General features: G+C 59.1%; 16 protein-coding genes and 1 pseudogene. 8 read left to right on the plus strand and 9 right to left on the minus strand.

What is annotated here, in order from left to right; genetic code table 11:
• Positions 1–382 precede the first annotated feature (382 nt).
• Positions 383–943, plus strand: coding sequence for a hemerythrin domain-containing protein (locus B0G77_RS33055; RefSeq protein WP_133666036.1), 561 nt, complete (start codon positions 383–385; stop codon positions 941–943).
• A gap of 324 nt (positions 944–1267) precedes the next feature.
• Here B0G77_RS33055 and B0G77_RS33060 read toward each other — a convergent pair whose 3' ends face one another.
• The 5 genes from B0G77_RS33060 to B0G77_RS33080 form a co-directional block, all read right to left on the minus strand.
• Positions 1268–1597, minus strand: coding sequence for a hypothetical protein (locus B0G77_RS33060; RefSeq protein WP_184069220.1), 330 nt, complete (start codon positions 1595–1597; stop codon positions 1268–1270).
• A 53-nt stretch (positions 1598–1650) separates the two neighbouring features.
• Positions 1651–2493, minus strand: a complete 843-nt coding sequence (gene istB, locus B0G77_RS33065) for an IS21-like element helper ATPase IstB (protein WP_243751053.1) — start codon at positions 2491–2493, stop codon at positions 1651–1653.
• Positions 2490–3983 (minus strand): IS21 family transposase, encoded by a 1494-nt coding sequence (gene istA, locus B0G77_RS33070; RefSeq protein ID WP_133663638.1) that lies wholly within the window; start codon positions 3981–3983, stop codon positions 2490–2492. The genes istB and istA overlap by 4 nt, the downstream gene beginning before the upstream one ends.
• Before the next feature lie 246 nt (positions 3984–4229).
• Complete coding sequence (locus B0G77_RS33075; RefSeq protein ID WP_133666037.1) at positions 4230–4706, minus strand: universal stress protein; 477 nt, start codon at positions 4704–4706, stop codon at positions 4230–4232.
• A gap of 348 nt (positions 4707–5054) precedes the next feature.
• Entirely contained in the window at positions 5055–5636 is a 582-nt protein-coding gene (locus tag B0G77_RS33080) for a hemerythrin domain-containing protein (RefSeq protein WP_133666038.1), read from the minus strand.
• On the opposite strand from B0G77_RS33080, the gene B0G77_RS43570 reads away from it, so the two are divergent.
• On the plus strand, positions 5596–5913 hold the full coding sequence (locus B0G77_RS43570) for a hypothetical protein (protein ID WP_166656244.1): 318 nt from the start codon (positions 5596–5598) through the stop codon (positions 5911–5913). The two genes, B0G77_RS33080 and B0G77_RS43570, sit on opposite strands and share 41 nt — an antisense overlap.
• A 184-nt stretch (positions 5914–6097) precedes the next feature.
• Here B0G77_RS43570 and B0G77_RS33085 read toward each other — a convergent pair whose 3' ends face one another.
• Positions 6098–6292 (minus strand): hypothetical protein, encoded by a 195-nt coding sequence (locus B0G77_RS33085; RefSeq protein WP_133666039.1) that lies wholly within the window; start codon positions 6290–6292, stop codon positions 6098–6100.
• Positions 6293–7466: 1174 nt separating this feature from the next.
• Between B0G77_RS33085 and B0G77_RS33090 the strand changes: the two genes are divergently transcribed.
• The 3 genes from B0G77_RS33090 to B0G77_RS33105 all read left to right on the plus strand — a co-directional run bounded on the left by B0G77_RS33090 (position 7467) and on the right by B0G77_RS33105 (position 9286).
• Positions 7467–8087 carry a c-type cytochrome gene (locus tag B0G77_RS33090; RefSeq protein ID WP_133666980.1) on the plus strand — a complete coding sequence of 207 codons (621 nt, stop codon included), beginning with the start codon at positions 7467–7469 and terminating at the stop codon, positions 8085–8087.
• 402 nt (positions 8088–8489) lie between these two features.
• On the plus strand, positions 8490–8837 hold the full coding sequence (locus B0G77_RS33100) for a hypothetical protein (protein ID WP_133666040.1): 348 nt from the start codon (positions 8490–8492) through the stop codon (positions 8835–8837).
• Positions 8838–9025: 188 nt separating this feature from the next.
• Positions 9026–9286 carry a hypothetical protein gene (locus tag B0G77_RS33105; protein ID WP_133666041.1) on the plus strand — a complete coding sequence of 87 codons (261 nt, stop codon included), beginning with the start codon at positions 9026–9028 and terminating at the stop codon, positions 9284–9286.
• Between the two features lie 319 nt (positions 9287–9605).
• Here B0G77_RS33105 and B0G77_RS44805 read toward each other — a convergent pair whose 3' ends face one another.
• On the minus strand, positions 9606–9854 hold the full coding sequence (locus B0G77_RS44805; RefSeq protein WP_133666042.1) for a hypothetical protein: 249 nt from the start codon (positions 9852–9854) through the stop codon (positions 9606–9608).
• A 79-nt stretch (positions 9855–9933) separates the two neighbouring features.
• Here B0G77_RS44805 and B0G77_RS33115 point away from each other — a divergent pair.
• A pseudogene (locus B0G77_RS33115) lies at positions 9934–10299 on the plus strand (F0F1 ATP synthase subunit gamma); the annotation flags it as partial.
• Positions 10300–10414: 115 nt separating this feature from the next.
• Here the strand turns inward: B0G77_RS33115 and B0G77_RS33120 are convergent.
• Positions 10415–11554: an FAD-dependent oxidoreductase gene (locus B0G77_RS33120; protein WP_347814197.1), complete on the minus strand. Its 1140-nt coding sequence runs from the start codon at positions 11552–11554 to the stop codon at positions 10415–10417.
• Positions 11451–12005 (minus strand): FAD-dependent oxidoreductase, encoded by a 555-nt coding sequence (locus tag B0G77_RS33125; RefSeq protein WP_133666045.1) that lies wholly within the window; start codon positions 12003–12005, stop codon positions 11451–11453. Before B0G77_RS33125 ends, B0G77_RS33120 begins: the two co-directional genes overlap by 104 nt.
• A 500-nt stretch (positions 12006–12505) precedes the next feature.
• Here B0G77_RS33125 and B0G77_RS33130 point away from each other — a divergent pair, with 500 nt between their 5' ends.
• Both B0G77_RS33130 and B0G77_RS33135 read left to right on the plus strand, forming a co-directional pair.
• A complete protein-coding gene (locus B0G77_RS33130; RefSeq protein WP_133666046.1) occupies positions 12506–13201 on the plus strand; it encodes a CBS domain-containing protein in 696 nt (231 codons plus the stop codon).
• 455 nt (positions 13202–13656) lie between these two features.
• Positions 13657–14487 carry a potassium channel family protein gene (locus tag B0G77_RS33135; protein ID WP_133666047.1) on the plus strand — a complete coding sequence of 277 codons (831 nt, stop codon included), beginning with the start codon at positions 13657–13659 and terminating at the stop codon, positions 14485–14487.
• Positions 14488–14614 lie beyond the last annotated feature (127 nt).

The raw sequence follows: 14614 nt of genomic DNA on the forward strand, positions 1-14614 counted from the left end.
TGAATACTCGTGGTACAGCCCGCCCGGAATCGTTTTCGCGTGCACAACAAGGCACCGGTCAAACATGATGACTGGAATTCTCATGGGGAGGCAGTGCAGGATTGGCCGGCGGATCGGGGACGCCGGGTCCGAGAGACATATGAGGACGCCCCGCTTCCTGAACGTCCTCGCCGCCCGGCTGATGCGTCCCTATGTTGACGAAAAAACGGCTCGCGAAACCGATCAGTGCGTTGACCTATGTCAGCCTTTCCTGGTTTTGAGTTGCTAGCATTTCAATTGCACTGATCGACTCCCCTACCGACCTCGGCGTGCGCAAGGAATGCATGTCTGCGCTGGTCCAAACGGTCTATCGTGTACTTGTCCCATTTTCATGGAGCACACCATGGCCGACCCACTCGCCGTATGGCATGCCGAGCACATCAATTTCGCCCGGCTTCTCGATATTCTGGAAGAACAGGTAGCAGCCTTCCACGCGGGCGAAAGCCCTAATTACGCGCTTATGGGCGATATTCTTTACTACATGCGGAATTTTACCGATTGTGTTCACCATCCGCGGGAGGATGTTGCATATGCGCGGATTGCCGCACGGGATCCAGGGTCTCAATTATTGGTGGACCGTCTTCAACAGGAGCATCGCGTGATTGCCACGGCGGGCGATGAACTCCTGAATCGTATCAACGAAGCCGCGGAAGACGTAGTGACGCCGCGCGCCGCACTAGAAGCAGCTACTGCCACATACCTTGTGTACTATCGTCACCACCTTTCCACTGAGGAGCGGGAAGTGATGCCGCACGCTGCACAGGTGCTAACAGAGCAGGACTGGGCAGCAGTAGACACGACCGTACCGGCCAGTCCCGATCCGCTATTCGGAGACAATGTAATGGAGCGCTTTGAGGCGCTTAGCAGGCATATCGCTCTTGATGCGCAGGCGTCCAGAGACTAGGAATTAGGCACCGAATGCATCTTGATTGACGTCGGCTACCGGGTGCTGCTCGCGCGCATCAATGAAATGCATACACAAGCTCGCTGCGCATCAACACTCGCGCGTGCATTTGGCCGACGCGTCCGTGCGCGTCTATCCAGAGCGATGCGCACGTCACGTTGAGGTCTGGCGAGCGTGGCGGGTCCAGCCACTTCGTTTAAGTTGAAACAATGTGCGTGAATCACACACACGAATGGCGCCCTTTGTAGACAGCGTCAAGCAGCATGGCCGGTCAGCGACAACTATCTTGGCCGGTCAACGGGGTAATTGTCGCTGGTTATAAGGTCATATTTGACGTTGCTCCTTCGTAGTTGTCGGTGGGTAATCGCGTAGTTGACGCTCATCGTTACTGCGTAACAATGGGCTGTCGAAGTACTCCTGCCACTGCGCTGAATCGCAATCGATCCCCGCGAGAACACGCTCCTCTTCCGCGATGATCAGTTTCTCGATCAATTCCTGTTTCGTTACTGCGTAACGGCGCGCCACCCGGGCAAGCGCGAGGAAGGCGCGGGTGTCAATCCAGGCGTTCAGGCGACGCTGACCGTTATCGTCCGAGCCCGAATGAGGGCGCCGGGCCCGATATTCGGCTTGCCGTTGTGCTGCTGTTTTTGCCATTTTCCTGTCCAGATCCGGTCGATTTCGTGACCCGTTACCGGGTCACGGATGCGTTACTGCGCAACGTTGCCGTCCTCAGGTGGCGGGCCACTGAACGGGATGGCAGGGTTGTCGTCGTGTAATTGACGCCGCCGTGCGTTCTGTTTGTCGCCGGCCTTGCGGCGGCGGTAGCTTTCGACGTTGAGCTCGAAGATCGTCGAATGATGCACAAGCCGGTCGATGGCGGCGACCGTCATGCCGGGGTCAGGGAACACGTCATTCCAGCCCGAGAACGGTTGATTGGCCGTTATCAGAAGACTTTTACGCTCGTACCTCTCGGCAATCAGTTCGAACAGCACGCTGGTCTCGGCCTGGTCCTTGCGGGCGTACGACAGGTCATCGAGGACGATGAGGTCGAAGCGGTCGAGCTTGGCCAGTGCGGAAGGCAACTGCAGGCTCTGGCGTGCCGCCTGCAGCTTCTGGACGAGTTCGCTGGTGCGCGTGAACAGCACGCGGTATCCGGCATCGATCAGGGCGTGCCCGATGGCCGATCCGAGATGGCTCTTGCCGACACCAGGTGGCCCGAACAGAAGGACCGTGGCGCCTTTCTCCAGCCATGACTCGCCGGTGGCCAGCGCCGTGACATGGGCCTTCGAGACCATTGGCACGGCGCTGAAGTCGAAGGTGGCGAGCGTCTTGGTCGGGTCCATCTGCGACTCGGTGCGGTGCCGCTCGATGCGTCGTTTGGCGCGCTCAGCCAGCTCGTGCTCAAGCAGTGCGCCAAGCAGTCGCGTGGCCTGCCAGCCTTCCTTGTCCGAGCGCTCCGCGAACTCGGGCCACAACCTGCCGATCGTTGGCAAGCGCAGCTCGTTGAGCATCAGGGCCAGGCGGCCACCGTCATGTGCGGGCGCGTTCATGCTGCCATCTCCTCGAGCAGTTCGTCATAGACGGCAACGGGCGGCATCTGAACCTCCACTTCAGGACACGAGGCCTCACGGGGCGCGTACTGCTCACGCAGCGCTTTGAGATCGGGCAGCTCGCCGGCTTCCAGCAACACGTCAAGCTGTCCGGCCAGTACGGCCTCCACGCCGTGCAGGCCGGCGAGTTCAAGCAGGCCAACCATCGTCTTGCATGCTTCGCGTTGCGACAGGCGGGAATCGAGTTGTTCCCAGGTCCGGCGGTAGGCCTCGCGCGGGAACAGTGCGTCACGAAACGCGAGCCCCTTGAATGCCTGCGGTTTGCGCTTCAGGGAGCCAATGAAGTGGCGGTAATCTAGCGCGTGGCGGTTGTCGTGCGCACGGGAGCCCCGTGCGGTGCTGTGCACCAGCACGCCGGACAGGTAACAGTCGAGCCGGTCGCCGTAGACGCGCACCTTCAGCCGGTGACCAATCAGGCGCGACGGCGCACTGTAGAGGATGCCGCGCACCGTGAACGTACTGCAGCGGGTCACAGGAGCCTCCTCCTCGACGAAGTCGGTGGAACGGTACTCCGGCAGATCCTGAAGCTGCTGGCGCTCGATACGGAACGCGGCGGCGTTGCGCCGGTTTCGACGCATCACCTGCTCGCGGATGAATTCATCGTAGGCAGCACGATCAGCGAAGTCGCGATGGCCACGAAGCATCAAGGCCTGATCGACCGCGTCCTTCAGATACCGGTGCGAGGATTCGATACTCCCGTTCTCGTGACCCAGACCGCGATTGTTGCGCGTGCCCTGCATGTCGTAATGATCGAGCAGCGCCTTGTAACGGATCGTGAAGTCCTCCTTCTCGCTCAGGTTTTTGAAGGCGGCCGACAGGCTGTCGGTGCGATGCTCGCGAGGGCAACCTCCCGCCTGCCACAGGGCGTTCTGCAATCCGGTTGCGAGGGCCTCGAAGCTCTCGCCGCCCTCGACTACGTAGGCATACTCCCAGCGTGAGAACGCCAGCACGAAGTGGTACAGCCGGTGCGCGAACGGTGCGCCGCCAATCGTCACGCACAGCTTGCTCATATCGGTGAAGTCCGACAGCCCACGCACGCCGGGCTGATGCTCCTGGGGGAAGAAGATCTCCTGACTGGGGCCCTCAAGCGCCCGCCATTGATGAATGCGTCGCTCCAGCGTGCGGCGCATGCTGTCGGGATAGCGCTCCGGGTGATCCTCCTGCAGCTTGCGCAGGATCGTAATGCCCATCAGATGGGGAGCGTTACGCAGTAGCGGTAAAACTTCGCTATCCCAGACATCGGCGAACTGATCGGGACGGGTGCGCCAGGAGCGCCGAGGCTTCTGGGATGGCAGAGTCGCGTCACGCTCGATGCGGCGTGCGGAACGCACGCTTATTCCGGCCTTGGCGGCCGCGACTTCCTGCGGATGGTGTTTGCGCTTGGTCATGTAAAGACGAACCTGTTGGTCGGTAATGCGGGTTCCAGACATGAGCTGACGGCTTCTTCTTAAAGCTTCGATCAGCCCATCCTAAAGCCCCGCCGACGCGGCGCCGCCGGTGGTTCGTCGTCTCCGGCGGCTACGCCGCCTCCGACTCCTCACCACCGGCCAAAACAATCGTCAACGACCGGCCAAGATAATTGTCGCCGCCCAGCCCTTTGGGCGCTCAGAGAAACGAACACACCGAACAGCGCAAGCAAGATGCCGTATTGACGGCACACCATGACGTCCTCGCGATCAGCCTTCGTTTTCGGTTGAGTTTGCCGGTTTTGTGCCCCGAACCAGCAGAACGGGACAATGGGAAAAGCGCACGAAGCGCTCGGCTACGCTGCCGAGCACGATCCGTCGCACACCCCTGCGCCCATGCGTGCCCATCACGGCAAGCTCAATGCTATTGCGTTCGGCATAGCGTTGAAGCGCTTCTGCAACGTCTTCACTCATCCGTTCCGTTTCGACGAGCTCGGCTTCGCAAGCGACGCCCGCCTTTCTACACGCGGCCTCTGCACTCGCGAGTGCCGTCCGCCCATCCTTGCGCAATGCCTCGACGAGCACGACAGGATCGTAGTATCCCGCATAGTTGAAGATCGGTGTTTTGTCCACGACATACACGGCATGAATAGTCGCTTGCGCAAGTCTCGCCAACCTCACAGCTTCGTCTAGAGCATGTGTCGACGTTTGACTGCCGTCCATGCCGACCAGAATCCTCTTGTACATGATGTCTTCTCCTTGATTTGTTCAAGAGTTCAGGAATCCGCACCACGAAAATCAGCGGATGAAAAGTGACATGGAATCGGGTATTCAACCATCAGACGTCTTTTTCATGACCGCCCCCTATGGCCCGGCATTCGGAGCTTTTGGTCAAGCAGGGGCTTGCCTGTCATCTTCGATCTTTTTCTCCGTCGTGACCTGACCTTTAAATTGGCGTTGCCCTAGCGGGTTGTCGGCGAGCGCCTACACCCGGCGCACTATCGAAACGGCGACCGGTCAAGACGCCTGAAAATAAAGCTCGCAGTTTCGTCAGGCGGGGTTCCGGGCCGCCCTTCCGGCGCGACTCGCCACCGTTCAGGCCTGCGCTTCCGGGATCGTCTGCACGATCAGCGAAAACAGACGCTCGAAATCCTCATCGAGCTTTGCGCCTTCAAACGGATCTCGGTTCGCGCCAAATGCGTCATCCAGTTCGATCCAGTCTTCCGCCGTGAGCCATTGCCGCGCGGCAGGCAGAATGATCTCTTCTTCCAGGCGCCTGTGATTGCTGTAGAACGCCGCATATTCGTCGAGCATCCCGCGTAGGTCCGGCAATGCGGACTTGCCAGCCAGTTCGTAGCGGGTTAGCGCATGTTCGATGTCTCGAATTCGCGCTTCCCCCTGAGCGTGCTGCGCTTCCAGGTCGGCGATGACCGGGTCAAGTTCTCGCGTTCGGTGCCACAGGCGCGCAAACAGATACTGATTCTCCTTGGGATGATGTACCCGCTCCGGATACTCGCGGATGTAGTAGAGCATCGCCCGGAACACCATCAGGCCCGGCGTTTTCGCGTCGGCGCCGAGCAGTTCGACGAAGCGCTGCATGCCCGCAATGACGGTCGATAGCTGCTGATGCTCCCTCATGATGACCTGTACAGCGCTTCTTGGCTGTGGTGCCTGCATGTCACAAATCTCCCTCTGTTCACTGAGCGCGGCAACGAATAACCGCGAGCATCCGCACCGCCAGATTGAAAGCATATCGAATTGCCGCTTCTGCGCTGCCGCGAACCCAATGTCCGATACGCCTGAGTCCGAGCGCTCCGGTAAGGATCTCAAGGCGAACCTCGTGCATACTGCTGCCACAGCACTAGCCCATGTGTTCGATCATCAGACGACAATCCGGAAAACCGGCACTGAAGGATTGAAGGCGCAACAACTGTATGGCCGCTTCCGCCGTTAGAGATGCCGTACGGGGAAGCCCGGAAAGATGATCTGCATGCCGATTCCCACCGTCACGTCCCGTTCCTACGTTCGTGAAATCACGGCGGGCAACATGCCCACGTTCACTAAATCATCGCGCCTATCCGATTGGAATGATTGACCTTGATCAACTCACCACGTTTCTACTGACGCAAACATGAGTGCTAGTAGCCGTTTTGCCGGCCGCTAAACCACCTGCCGTAGTTCACTACGCTGCCGGTTGCCGTTGCGTCGCCTGCTGCGCCGCCGATTACCGCTGCGTTCATCGCTGCACCCGGTGCGCCACGTCGAATGTTTGATCCGATCCGGCCGAACAGCAACTGATGCGGCAGCATGTTGCAGCGGTAGCTATCTCTCAACAAGCTGTTCTGTCGGCAAGCCGCGCCAGGCAAGCACGATCGGATAACGGCGGCATTCCTCGTTTGTAACCCGCAACCCGCTCGTAGCCCGCCGTACCTACAACCAGCTTGACGAGGCTGAGGGTCCGTTAAAGAGAAGGTTGAAGGGCGCATAGAGGGCCGGTTCGGCCTTTCGTCCCCAAGCGAAACCGTCATTTGTCTGGCATGCCGGGCTATCCATGACGTATTACCCGATCCGGGGTGGGGCAGGGGCAGCGCGAACATATATTGGGGAATCGCGGTTTCTGGCTGGTCCCTCATAACTCAGTGAGGTAAGCCCGGGGGCTTACCTCACCGAGTTAGCGTGCTTTTTGCGAAGGTTTGCTATGGCTTGCCCTCAGTGACGGCTCAGGGGCGACGGAAGTTCGCTATCGGTCCGGGTTCGGCCACAGCGATCACCTGGCTGTGAGGCCCTACAGCGCTCAGTCAACGGTGTTGTCGTCTCCGGGGCTACACTTCGATTTTCTCGAAAGCGGACACCCATAAGGCCGGAGTCAAGATAGCAGAGAGGCGCGTCGCAAACATGATGCGCTCGTTATGATCAGGGACGTTGCGTCGCGCCGCGTCTGTGAAACAGGAGGCGACACGCACATCGGCGGCCGCAACCGATGCTGGAACGCGCAGAAGTCTACCCTCCGTCATCCACCGCCCAGCCTGGAAATGGGTGAGTCGCACCCGCAAAAAATGCGAAGGTCGGTCTTACGGCTCACCTTTCTTTTTGTATCTTTGATCCCAATCAAATCGCATAAACGGCCGCTTGTAAATTCGAAGCGCCTTCACTATGGTTTAGTAATCGCTTGCCGATGTGCAACGAGAACAATGAAGGAGTCGATATGGCTAACGAGATGAGAAGCGCGCTACTGCTCGCGCTGGTCTTCAGAGCGGCGTTGTTCTCCTCTGAGGTCCGTTCGGTGCCTGCGTTTGCAACGCCGATATCCACGCTGTGGGGCATCTTACGTAGGTGCATGTCGCTTTTACCAACGGCATAGGGGCCAACATACCCGCACCGTTCGCATGTGCGGCACAGCACGTCTGCCTTGAACTTTCCCTACGCGTTGAGTTCGGAAAGAGCATATGCTGACTAGACGGGTTGGCCCTTGATATCTTAAATCGGCTCAGCTTGAAGAGAACGCTGATGAAAAAGATACTCGTTCCACGAATGCCAGTGATCGCGTTGCTTGCCGCCGCTGGCCTCACCTTGACGCCAGCCCTCGCACAAAACCAGAATGGGGCCCGCATTGCCATGCAGATCTGCTCTGGCTGCCACGGCGTAGGCGGGCGTAGCGAATCGCCGATGTTTCCGAAGCTCAATGCCCAGACACCCGAGTACATCGAAGCCCAGCTGAAGGGTTTCCGCGAGCACGCGCGCGGCGAAAACACTGCCCGTGATTACATGTGGGGCATGGCCGCACTTCTGGACGACGCTGCCGTCAAATCGCTGGCCGACTATTTCTCACACCAGGCGGCAACGCGGGGCGCGACTGGTGATGCCACCTTGATGGCCAAGGGGCAGGAAATCTTCGAACGCGGCGTGCCGGATCATGGCGTGCCGGCCTGCGCATCATGTCACGGCGCGCAGGCCCAGGGCGCCGGCACATTCCCGCGGCTGGCCGGGCAACATAAGGAGTATCTGTTGCATCAGATCGAGGTCTTCAAAAACGGTGCGCGTGGCAACGCGCCCGTCATGAGCGCAGTGGCGCATACATTGAACGACGAGGAGGCCAAGGCGGTTGCAGTCTATCTGCAATCCAGGTAACCGGCTGCCTTTATCCGGTTGAAAGGGCGTCGATCCCATGGGCCACCGTGTCCGCGCACGCATTGATTGATCTCCGTCAAAGCTGTGGCGTCCGCACGCTTTCGCGTGGGATGCAGGGTAACTACAATGAAAATTATCGGAACGGCTTCTTGCGTTTGCCGGTGGTGTGGGCGGCAAACCGGTTTGCCAATGCATTTCAACTACTGCTGCGGAGTTTGCTATGCAGTCGCTGGGGTGACGTAGCTCCATAACCGTTATTCTCCACGAACACGAGCAGTTGTCGACCGTGATCGAGGGCATGCGGCGTTTTGTCCGTCTGTGATACAAAGGCGCGTCGGCAGGATCGGTTGCCGCGCAGCTCAACAAAGCGTTCTTTATCGTCTGAAATCGGGGGGAGGGGACATGCAAGCCACTCATCACCTTCATCTGGAACTGCTGCACGCAAGCGTGCCAACCTATGTTGCAAGTTATCTCTTTCCGATCATTTTGCTGGCATATGAGGTTCATCGGGTGGGCAGGTGGATTTTCGACTACGGGATGCACTTCGCGAACTTCAGGTTCATGGGCTATGAGTTTCTGCTGATGCTGGTGTTCGTTGCGCTCCAGGTCGTCTTCGGAACTATTTTCCTCGTTGGGGCATGGATCAGCCGGAATCACGATTTCGAGCACAGGATCGCAAATGTGCTGGCGGGCCTAGGCTGTTCGCTGGTCATCATAGGATTCGATCTCGCGTTGCAGTACGTGCTGTAGCACGAGTACCGGATGGCCAGCTAGCGGTCGACCGAAATGGTGAGCATCGCATCTTGAATATTACGAGAGGCGAGCAGTCCTCTCTGACGAGACACATTCAAAAATGGCTCGATTTCGCTTGCTGTGATGGCCGTGCTGTACTGGATCGCTCATACTGGGTTTATTGAGATTGGGCGTAGGAGGCGATCGTGTCCGACTACATTCGTATCTATCGGGGATTCAAGATCAGCGTTTCGTGCGTGGAGTTCGCCCTAGGGAGATATGCGGTTGAGTGGGCTGTTACCCCAAATACAGAGGAGACGCTCGACCAAATGAAGTCCGAGCGAATTCACATTGACGCACGTGAGGAACAGAACGGCCGCCTGGAGGAAGTACTTGGCCACGCATATGAATTGGCCGAGAGATTTGTCGACGGCGTGATTTCTCGCGCCCATGATGTAAAGCGTTGACGGAGCGAATTTGCAAGTCTTGCGCACGTGAGGCCCCGGAGACTCGTCGTGGATATCCGTGTCTATTCCTCATCCGGTCTCCCCGGGATAGCTGTTTGCGTTTGACGGGGGCCGGTGCGAAGTTCTCTTTCGGAATCGGGATGAGCCATACGTTCTAACCCGAGGGCGACAGGAGCACACGAGCGGCTGGGAGCGATACCTTGCCGGCGCCTTCCGAGGGCAGCACGTCGCATTATCTTCGCCACGCGGCACCGGTCAGTCGGCCACTGCTGACATTACCGGATCACCGGATGCGGGCGTCCGCCGTCCATTCGGATATTCAGGCAGCAAAGAGACGCGTGCACATCGCGGGCCGCGCAGAGACCGGCGGAAGTACGCACCACGAACCGTCGCGATGCTGGAAGAAGATTATCGATACCTGGCCGGTCGTCGTACCGCCTTCCAATCGTACATAGCGTAGATGAGTCGAGACCGTGTGACCAAATTGCGTCACGCGCGCCGGCATTGAGAGAGTAGGCGCAAGCCATTTGTCCACGAGGGAATGCAGTGAAATACTGTTGCCGTTCATCGCTTGCTCCTCAATCCGACTGGACGGCGACGGAGGGTCGCGCGACGAGTCCATGGCTACAATTGTGCGGGCAAACCGGGTGTCAGTTGTTCACGCGATGCCCGGGAAAGCGGCCAGGACTGAGATCGTCGAGCGCGAGCTGGTCCCGTTCGATTTCGCCCGGTTCGACGCCGCGCCGCGGTTGCTGCCGCCCGTCTTGACGCTTCCGGTCGACACTGTGCTTGCCGGACTCGTCGAAGCCTACGTCTATGTGGAGTTGTGCGAGGCGGCGATGCTGTTGTTCGCCGCTGAGAACGAAGCCCGCGTACGGGCGATGCTTGCCGCGCGCCAGAACGTGAACGACAAGCTTGTCGAGCTGATGCAAAGTTTCAGGGTTGTGCGTCAGGACGAGATTACTTCGGAGATCGTGGAGTTGACATCGGGGGGCATGCAAGCCGGTTGTTGAACACGATTTTCAGGAAACCCCGTTGTCCACGATCTCCGGCGCGGCGTGTCGACCATTTAGTTAGCGAGGAGATCAAGATGGGAGTGTCACAGCCATGTCAAGATGTCGTGGCGGTCTAGGGCGCGCGCAGCCTGTCGGGACCGACGCCACGGCCCTGGCGAAGATGGGGATAGATCTGATGAGCGATAGCGGCAGCGGAGAGTACGCCGCCCATCATTGCGCCCGTTACACCAGGGGTTGTCACGTCCTGCCCGGCGAGAAAAAGCCCTGGAACCGGCGTCCGGGCCTTCAGGCTATCGGAAAGAAACCCGCGCGGACTCACTTCAAGCCCGTAGCTTGCGCCCCGCTGTGCCCCGGTGTAAGCCGACATCGTCAAGGGGGTGGAGACCTCATGAAAGGCCACCATCGAGGCAAGCTCGGGAAAATGTCGCACGAACTGCGCGAGCAGGCTGCGCCCGATCTCCGTATTGAAGTCTGTGTATTCGTCCGGTCGGTGTTGCAATCTTGACTCGCTCCAGCTCGCGAACCGCTCCCAACTGATTATTGCCACGACCTCTGCGGTGTGACGCTGACGGTCGCCAGGGGCGTGCGCAGGATCTTTGAGCGACGGGAACGAGACGAACAGGACGGGAGCGGTTGCCTCTTCCGCCGGGTTTTGCCACACGCCAGCGTCCATGTCCCACGTTTCGTGGAACCAGTGGTTCGACGCCGAGGCGCCATGTGCGCGGATATCGCCTGTGAGTCCCAGATACAGCGTGACGTGGCAAACCGACGGCGAAAATGAAAGGATCTCCGCCGCCCAGTCGCTCTGGCGCAGCTCACCCGGCAACGAACCCACGGTATTGCGTGCGCCGATGTCCGAGAAAATCGTGGGCGCGTGCAGGTGTGTCCCATCGTCGAGTTGCACGCCAATGGCGGTGCCGTCCTCAACGAGTAGCGCCTGCACCTTCGCGTTTAGCCGGACGGCGCCGCCTGCCTGTTCGATCACAGGGACAAGCGCTTCAGCGAATGCCTTTCCGCCGCCTGCCGGATAGTAGCCGCCGTTCAGGTAGTGGAGCATCACGACAGCATGCATGCCGAAGCTCGTTTTTTCGGGTTCCATGCCCCCGTAATCGCCTTTTTGCGCGAGAAGCGCGGCGCGCAGTTGCGGATCACGGACGAGATCGCCGACTACCTCGGCAGTGCTGCGGCCCCACCATTTGCGAACGTCGCGGCGGTGCCAGAGTCCATATACGTCGCCAGGAAATCCCGACATCGCTCTTTGCGTAAAAAGGGCTTTGCCTGCGTGAACCGCTTCGATCAGCGCGGAAAAAAAAAGCATCGATGTCATTGGCGGAGTCCGGAAATTTCGCTTTGAGTTCATGTTGTAGCGCGGCCTGCGGACGTGCGAACCGAACCTCGAAATCGCCGGGGAAGTGAATGATGTCGTAGACCGTGCCCATCGGCGCGAACACCATGGTTCCGCCGGTAAGCCAGTCGATGACCGCGCGGGCGTCACCGTCCGGCCCCATCTCACCCAGGTAATGAAGGCCCACATCCCATTGAAAACCGTAACGGCTGAACGTCTGGGTGAGACCGCCCGCCGTGTGCTGCTGCTCTAGCACAAGTACGGCTTTCCCGCTTCTCGCGAGGGCGGCCGCGCAGGCAAGCCCGCCGATACCTGAGCCAATAACGATCGCGTGCCGGATATCCTCGTGTTGTGACATTCGTGCCTCGGACTCTGGTTTCAGGGCAAGCCTCGTTGTAGCGAGACTGTCGATGCGGACACTTGAAGGCTAGGGCGCCGGATCGCCACGTCCGTTGATCTGCATCAAGTTCGACAGGCAGACAAAAACTGAATGTTCGACACCAGGGCCTCGCGCAACACCAAACGACGCGAGATGAAGAGCCGCACAGGACAGAGCCGGTTGAGGCGGCATTTTCGGACCGTGGTCGTCCGACGCCAGAATTGACCCACGTCAAACGGTGCAGGGCGTTCTGCATATAGTCTGAAGAGCGTATGAACCGCTATTCGGCCCGGCGTTTGTTACCGCCCCTGTTCGGTCGCAGAAGCTTGTGTAGTGACCCCCCACGGTTCTGGTGGGTCCGGAACACATAATTCTGAATCGAAACTGAAGAGGGCTGGCGACACGTCAGTGTTTGCATCGCATGATGCCGTTCGTCGTCAGGCTGAGGGATTTCCTAACATGAGTGAAAAGGAGTGGTCATGGATGCTTTGGATGTAATGAGCACGCCCGTCATATCAGTCAAACCTGAAATGACGGTGCGCGAAGTCGCGAAAGTGTTTGTGGAGCAGAGAATCAGCGGTGCTCCGGTTGTCGACGCGGCGGGACATATCGTCGGCATGATCAGCGAAGGCGATCTGATTCATCGCACAGAGCTTGATACCGACAAGCCTCAGCGCCGCGGGTGGCTCGATCTGTTCTCGTTGAACCGTGACGCTAGCGAGTACGTGAAATCACACGGTTTGAGGGTGGCTGACGTGATGATTACGGATGTCGTTTCCGTTGACGAAACGACACCGCTAGGAAAGGTTGCCGATCTTATGGAAACGAGGCGCATCAAACGCGTTCCGGTAAAACGGCAAGGGACGCTCGTGGGTATCGTGACCCGTGCCAATCTCGTCCAGGTATTGGCCAGTATGGTGGAAGAGCCTGCGACGCTCGATGCGGCACCCAACGACCGCGAGATACGGGCGATGCTGATGGGCGAGCTGGCTGGTCGCAGCTGGGCCTTCGCTGGACGCAACATTGTCGTCAGGGACGGTGTTGTTCACCTGTGGGGCATGTTTCAGTCAGTAGACGCGGTAAAGGCCGTGCTTGTTGCAGCAGAGGCCACGCCTGGGGTGAAGCGCGTCGAAGATCACACCGAGTCTTATCCGGTGTTCGTCTCGGGCTTATAGGCATTGTCGCAGCACGGAGACTGCCGGCAGCTACGGGCACGGACCTGGCTCCCTTCTGGAGGGCACCAGGATCGCACGACATACTTCGTCGCGCAGCCTGATCATTGCCGCGAAATCGCCACCGTCAGGCGAAATCAGGCGGGCGCGCGCAAATGGAGCTCGGCCGGCCGGCCGCTTTGCCATGCCAGCAGCGCGAAACGCGCTCGGCCGGATACACGTTGCCCTGGCGCACGTTGGGTGGCCGTGCGGAAACCCCTGTCACGAATCGTATCTTCGCAGGCCTCATAAGGCGCCTGGCCGGCGTCGTCGTCCTTTCGTGATCCAGGTCAAAGATCGCGTGTGCGGTTCTCATACGATGAACCAACGTGAAGTTTCGTCGCGGCACGCACCCTGAAACTCAGTGATGATGTCGCTTCCCGGATCACATCTGTCACCGCCTCAGCGCAACTCAGGAAATGGACGGCAGCTTTCTCAATGCAGGGCTGGACGGCGTGGATTCGCACGACAATCCCGCAACAGTGCGTGCGTGGCGCTGGCTTCGCTGGGTCCTGTTCGCGTTTAGCCTGCTTGCGATTCCAGCGTTCTACATGCAGCTCACCGCTGGCTCGTCTTTCCTGTTCGAACTGGGACGAGCCTTATATCTGTGCATGTTTATGGGTTTTGCGAGCCTGCTTGCGTGGATAACGTATCTGAGTCGCGAACGAGGGCGATTTCTTCGCCGCAACCGTTTCGATGCCCTCATCCTGGTTGGAGCAGCGGCAAGCGCTACATGGGGCATCACACCGTGGCCGCCGCTGGAGTGGGTGCTACGAATAGCCTTCATGGGCGTCGTGGCAATGCGAATCGTGTTTTCATTACGTGACTTTCTTTCGCCTAATCGATTGCTGTGGCTCTTCGTTGCCGCCGCGGTTCTACTCCCAGCCTCCGGGGCGGTGTTCTACTGGCTGGAGCCGCGCGTGCATAGCTATGCGGAGGGTGTGTGGCTTGCATTCGAGAGCAGTGCGACGGTTGGATACGGGGACATTGCACCAACGACCCCGGCATCCCGCATTTTTGCCGCCTTCGTTGTGCTGCTTGGATATGGCATGTTGTCGCTGGTGTTTGCGAGCATCGCAGCCATGTTTGTGGGCCAGGAAGAGAAGGCGCTGCGGCGCGAAATGCACCGCGACATCAGACACCTCCACAGCGAGATAGCCGCCCTGCGAAAGGACGTGCACGACCTGCGCGAAGCAGGTATTCGACGTGGCTCGTCCGTTGACAAGGATCACCGCAATGTGGCGGACTGAACAGCGTGCAGAGTGAAATAACGTCCTTTCATACTGCGCCCGCTACGCGAGCGCGCAGCTTTTGACGCACGTCAACAATCGAGACAGAAATGCGCCGATGATGATTTGACAGGTTGTTGCAGCGAAC

Source organism: Paraburkholderia sp. BL10I2N1 (genome assembly GCF_004361815.1).
Lineage (GTDB): Bacteria > Pseudomonadota > Gammaproteobacteria > Burkholderiales > Burkholderiaceae > Paraburkholderia.

Coding starts and splice junctions, on each gene's coding strand:
- B0G77_RS33135 (WP_133666047.1), top strand. CDS start 13,657: ATGGACGGCAGCTTTCTCAATGCAGGGCTGGACGGCGTGGATTCGCAC.
- B0G77_RS44805 (WP_133666042.1), bottom strand. CDS start 9,854: ATGAACGGCAACAGTATTTCACTGCATTCCCTCGTGGACAAATGGCTT.
- B0G77_RS33080 (WP_133666038.1), bottom strand. CDS start 5,636: ATGCAGGCACCACAGCCAAGAAGCGCTGTACAGGTCATCATGAGGGAG.
- B0G77_RS33055 (WP_133666036.1), top strand. CDS start 383: ATGGCCGACCCACTCGCCGTATGGCATGCCGAGCACATCAATTTCGCC.
- B0G77_RS33060 (WP_184069220.1), bottom strand. CDS start 1,597: ATGGCAAAAACAGCAGCACAACGGCAAGCCGAATATCGGGCCCGGCGC.
- B0G77_RS43570 (WP_166656244.1), top strand. CDS start 5,596: ATGATGACCTGTACAGCGCTTCTTGGCTGTGGTGCCTGCATGTCACAA.
- B0G77_RS33125 (WP_133666045.1), bottom strand. CDS start 12,005: ATGTCACAACACGAGGATATCCGGCACGCGATCGTTATTGGCTCAGGT.
- B0G77_RS33100 (WP_133666040.1), top strand. CDS start 8,490: ATGCAAGCCACTCATCACCTTCATCTGGAACTGCTGCACGCAAGCGTG.
- B0G77_RS33130 (WP_133666046.1), top strand. CDS start 12,506: ATGGATGCTTTGGATGTAATGAGCACGCCCGTCATATCAGTCAAACCT.
- B0G77_RS33120 (WP_347814197.1), bottom strand. CDS start 11,554: ATGTCGGGATTTCCTGGCGACGTATATGGACTCTGGCACCGCCGCGAC.
- B0G77_RS33090 (WP_133666980.1), top strand. CDS start 7,467: ATGAAAAAGATACTCGTTCCACGAATGCCAGTGATCGCGTTGCTTGCC.
- istA (WP_133663638.1), bottom strand. CDS start 3,983: ATGTCTGGAACCCGCATTACCGACCAACAGGTTCGTCTTTACATGACC.
- istB (WP_243751053.1), bottom strand. CDS start 2,493: ATGAACGCGCCCGCACATGACGGTGGCCGCCTGGCCCTGATGCTCAAC.
- B0G77_RS33075 (WP_133666037.1), bottom strand. CDS start 4,706: ATGTACAAGAGGATTCTGGTCGGCATGGACGGCAGTCAAACGTCGACA.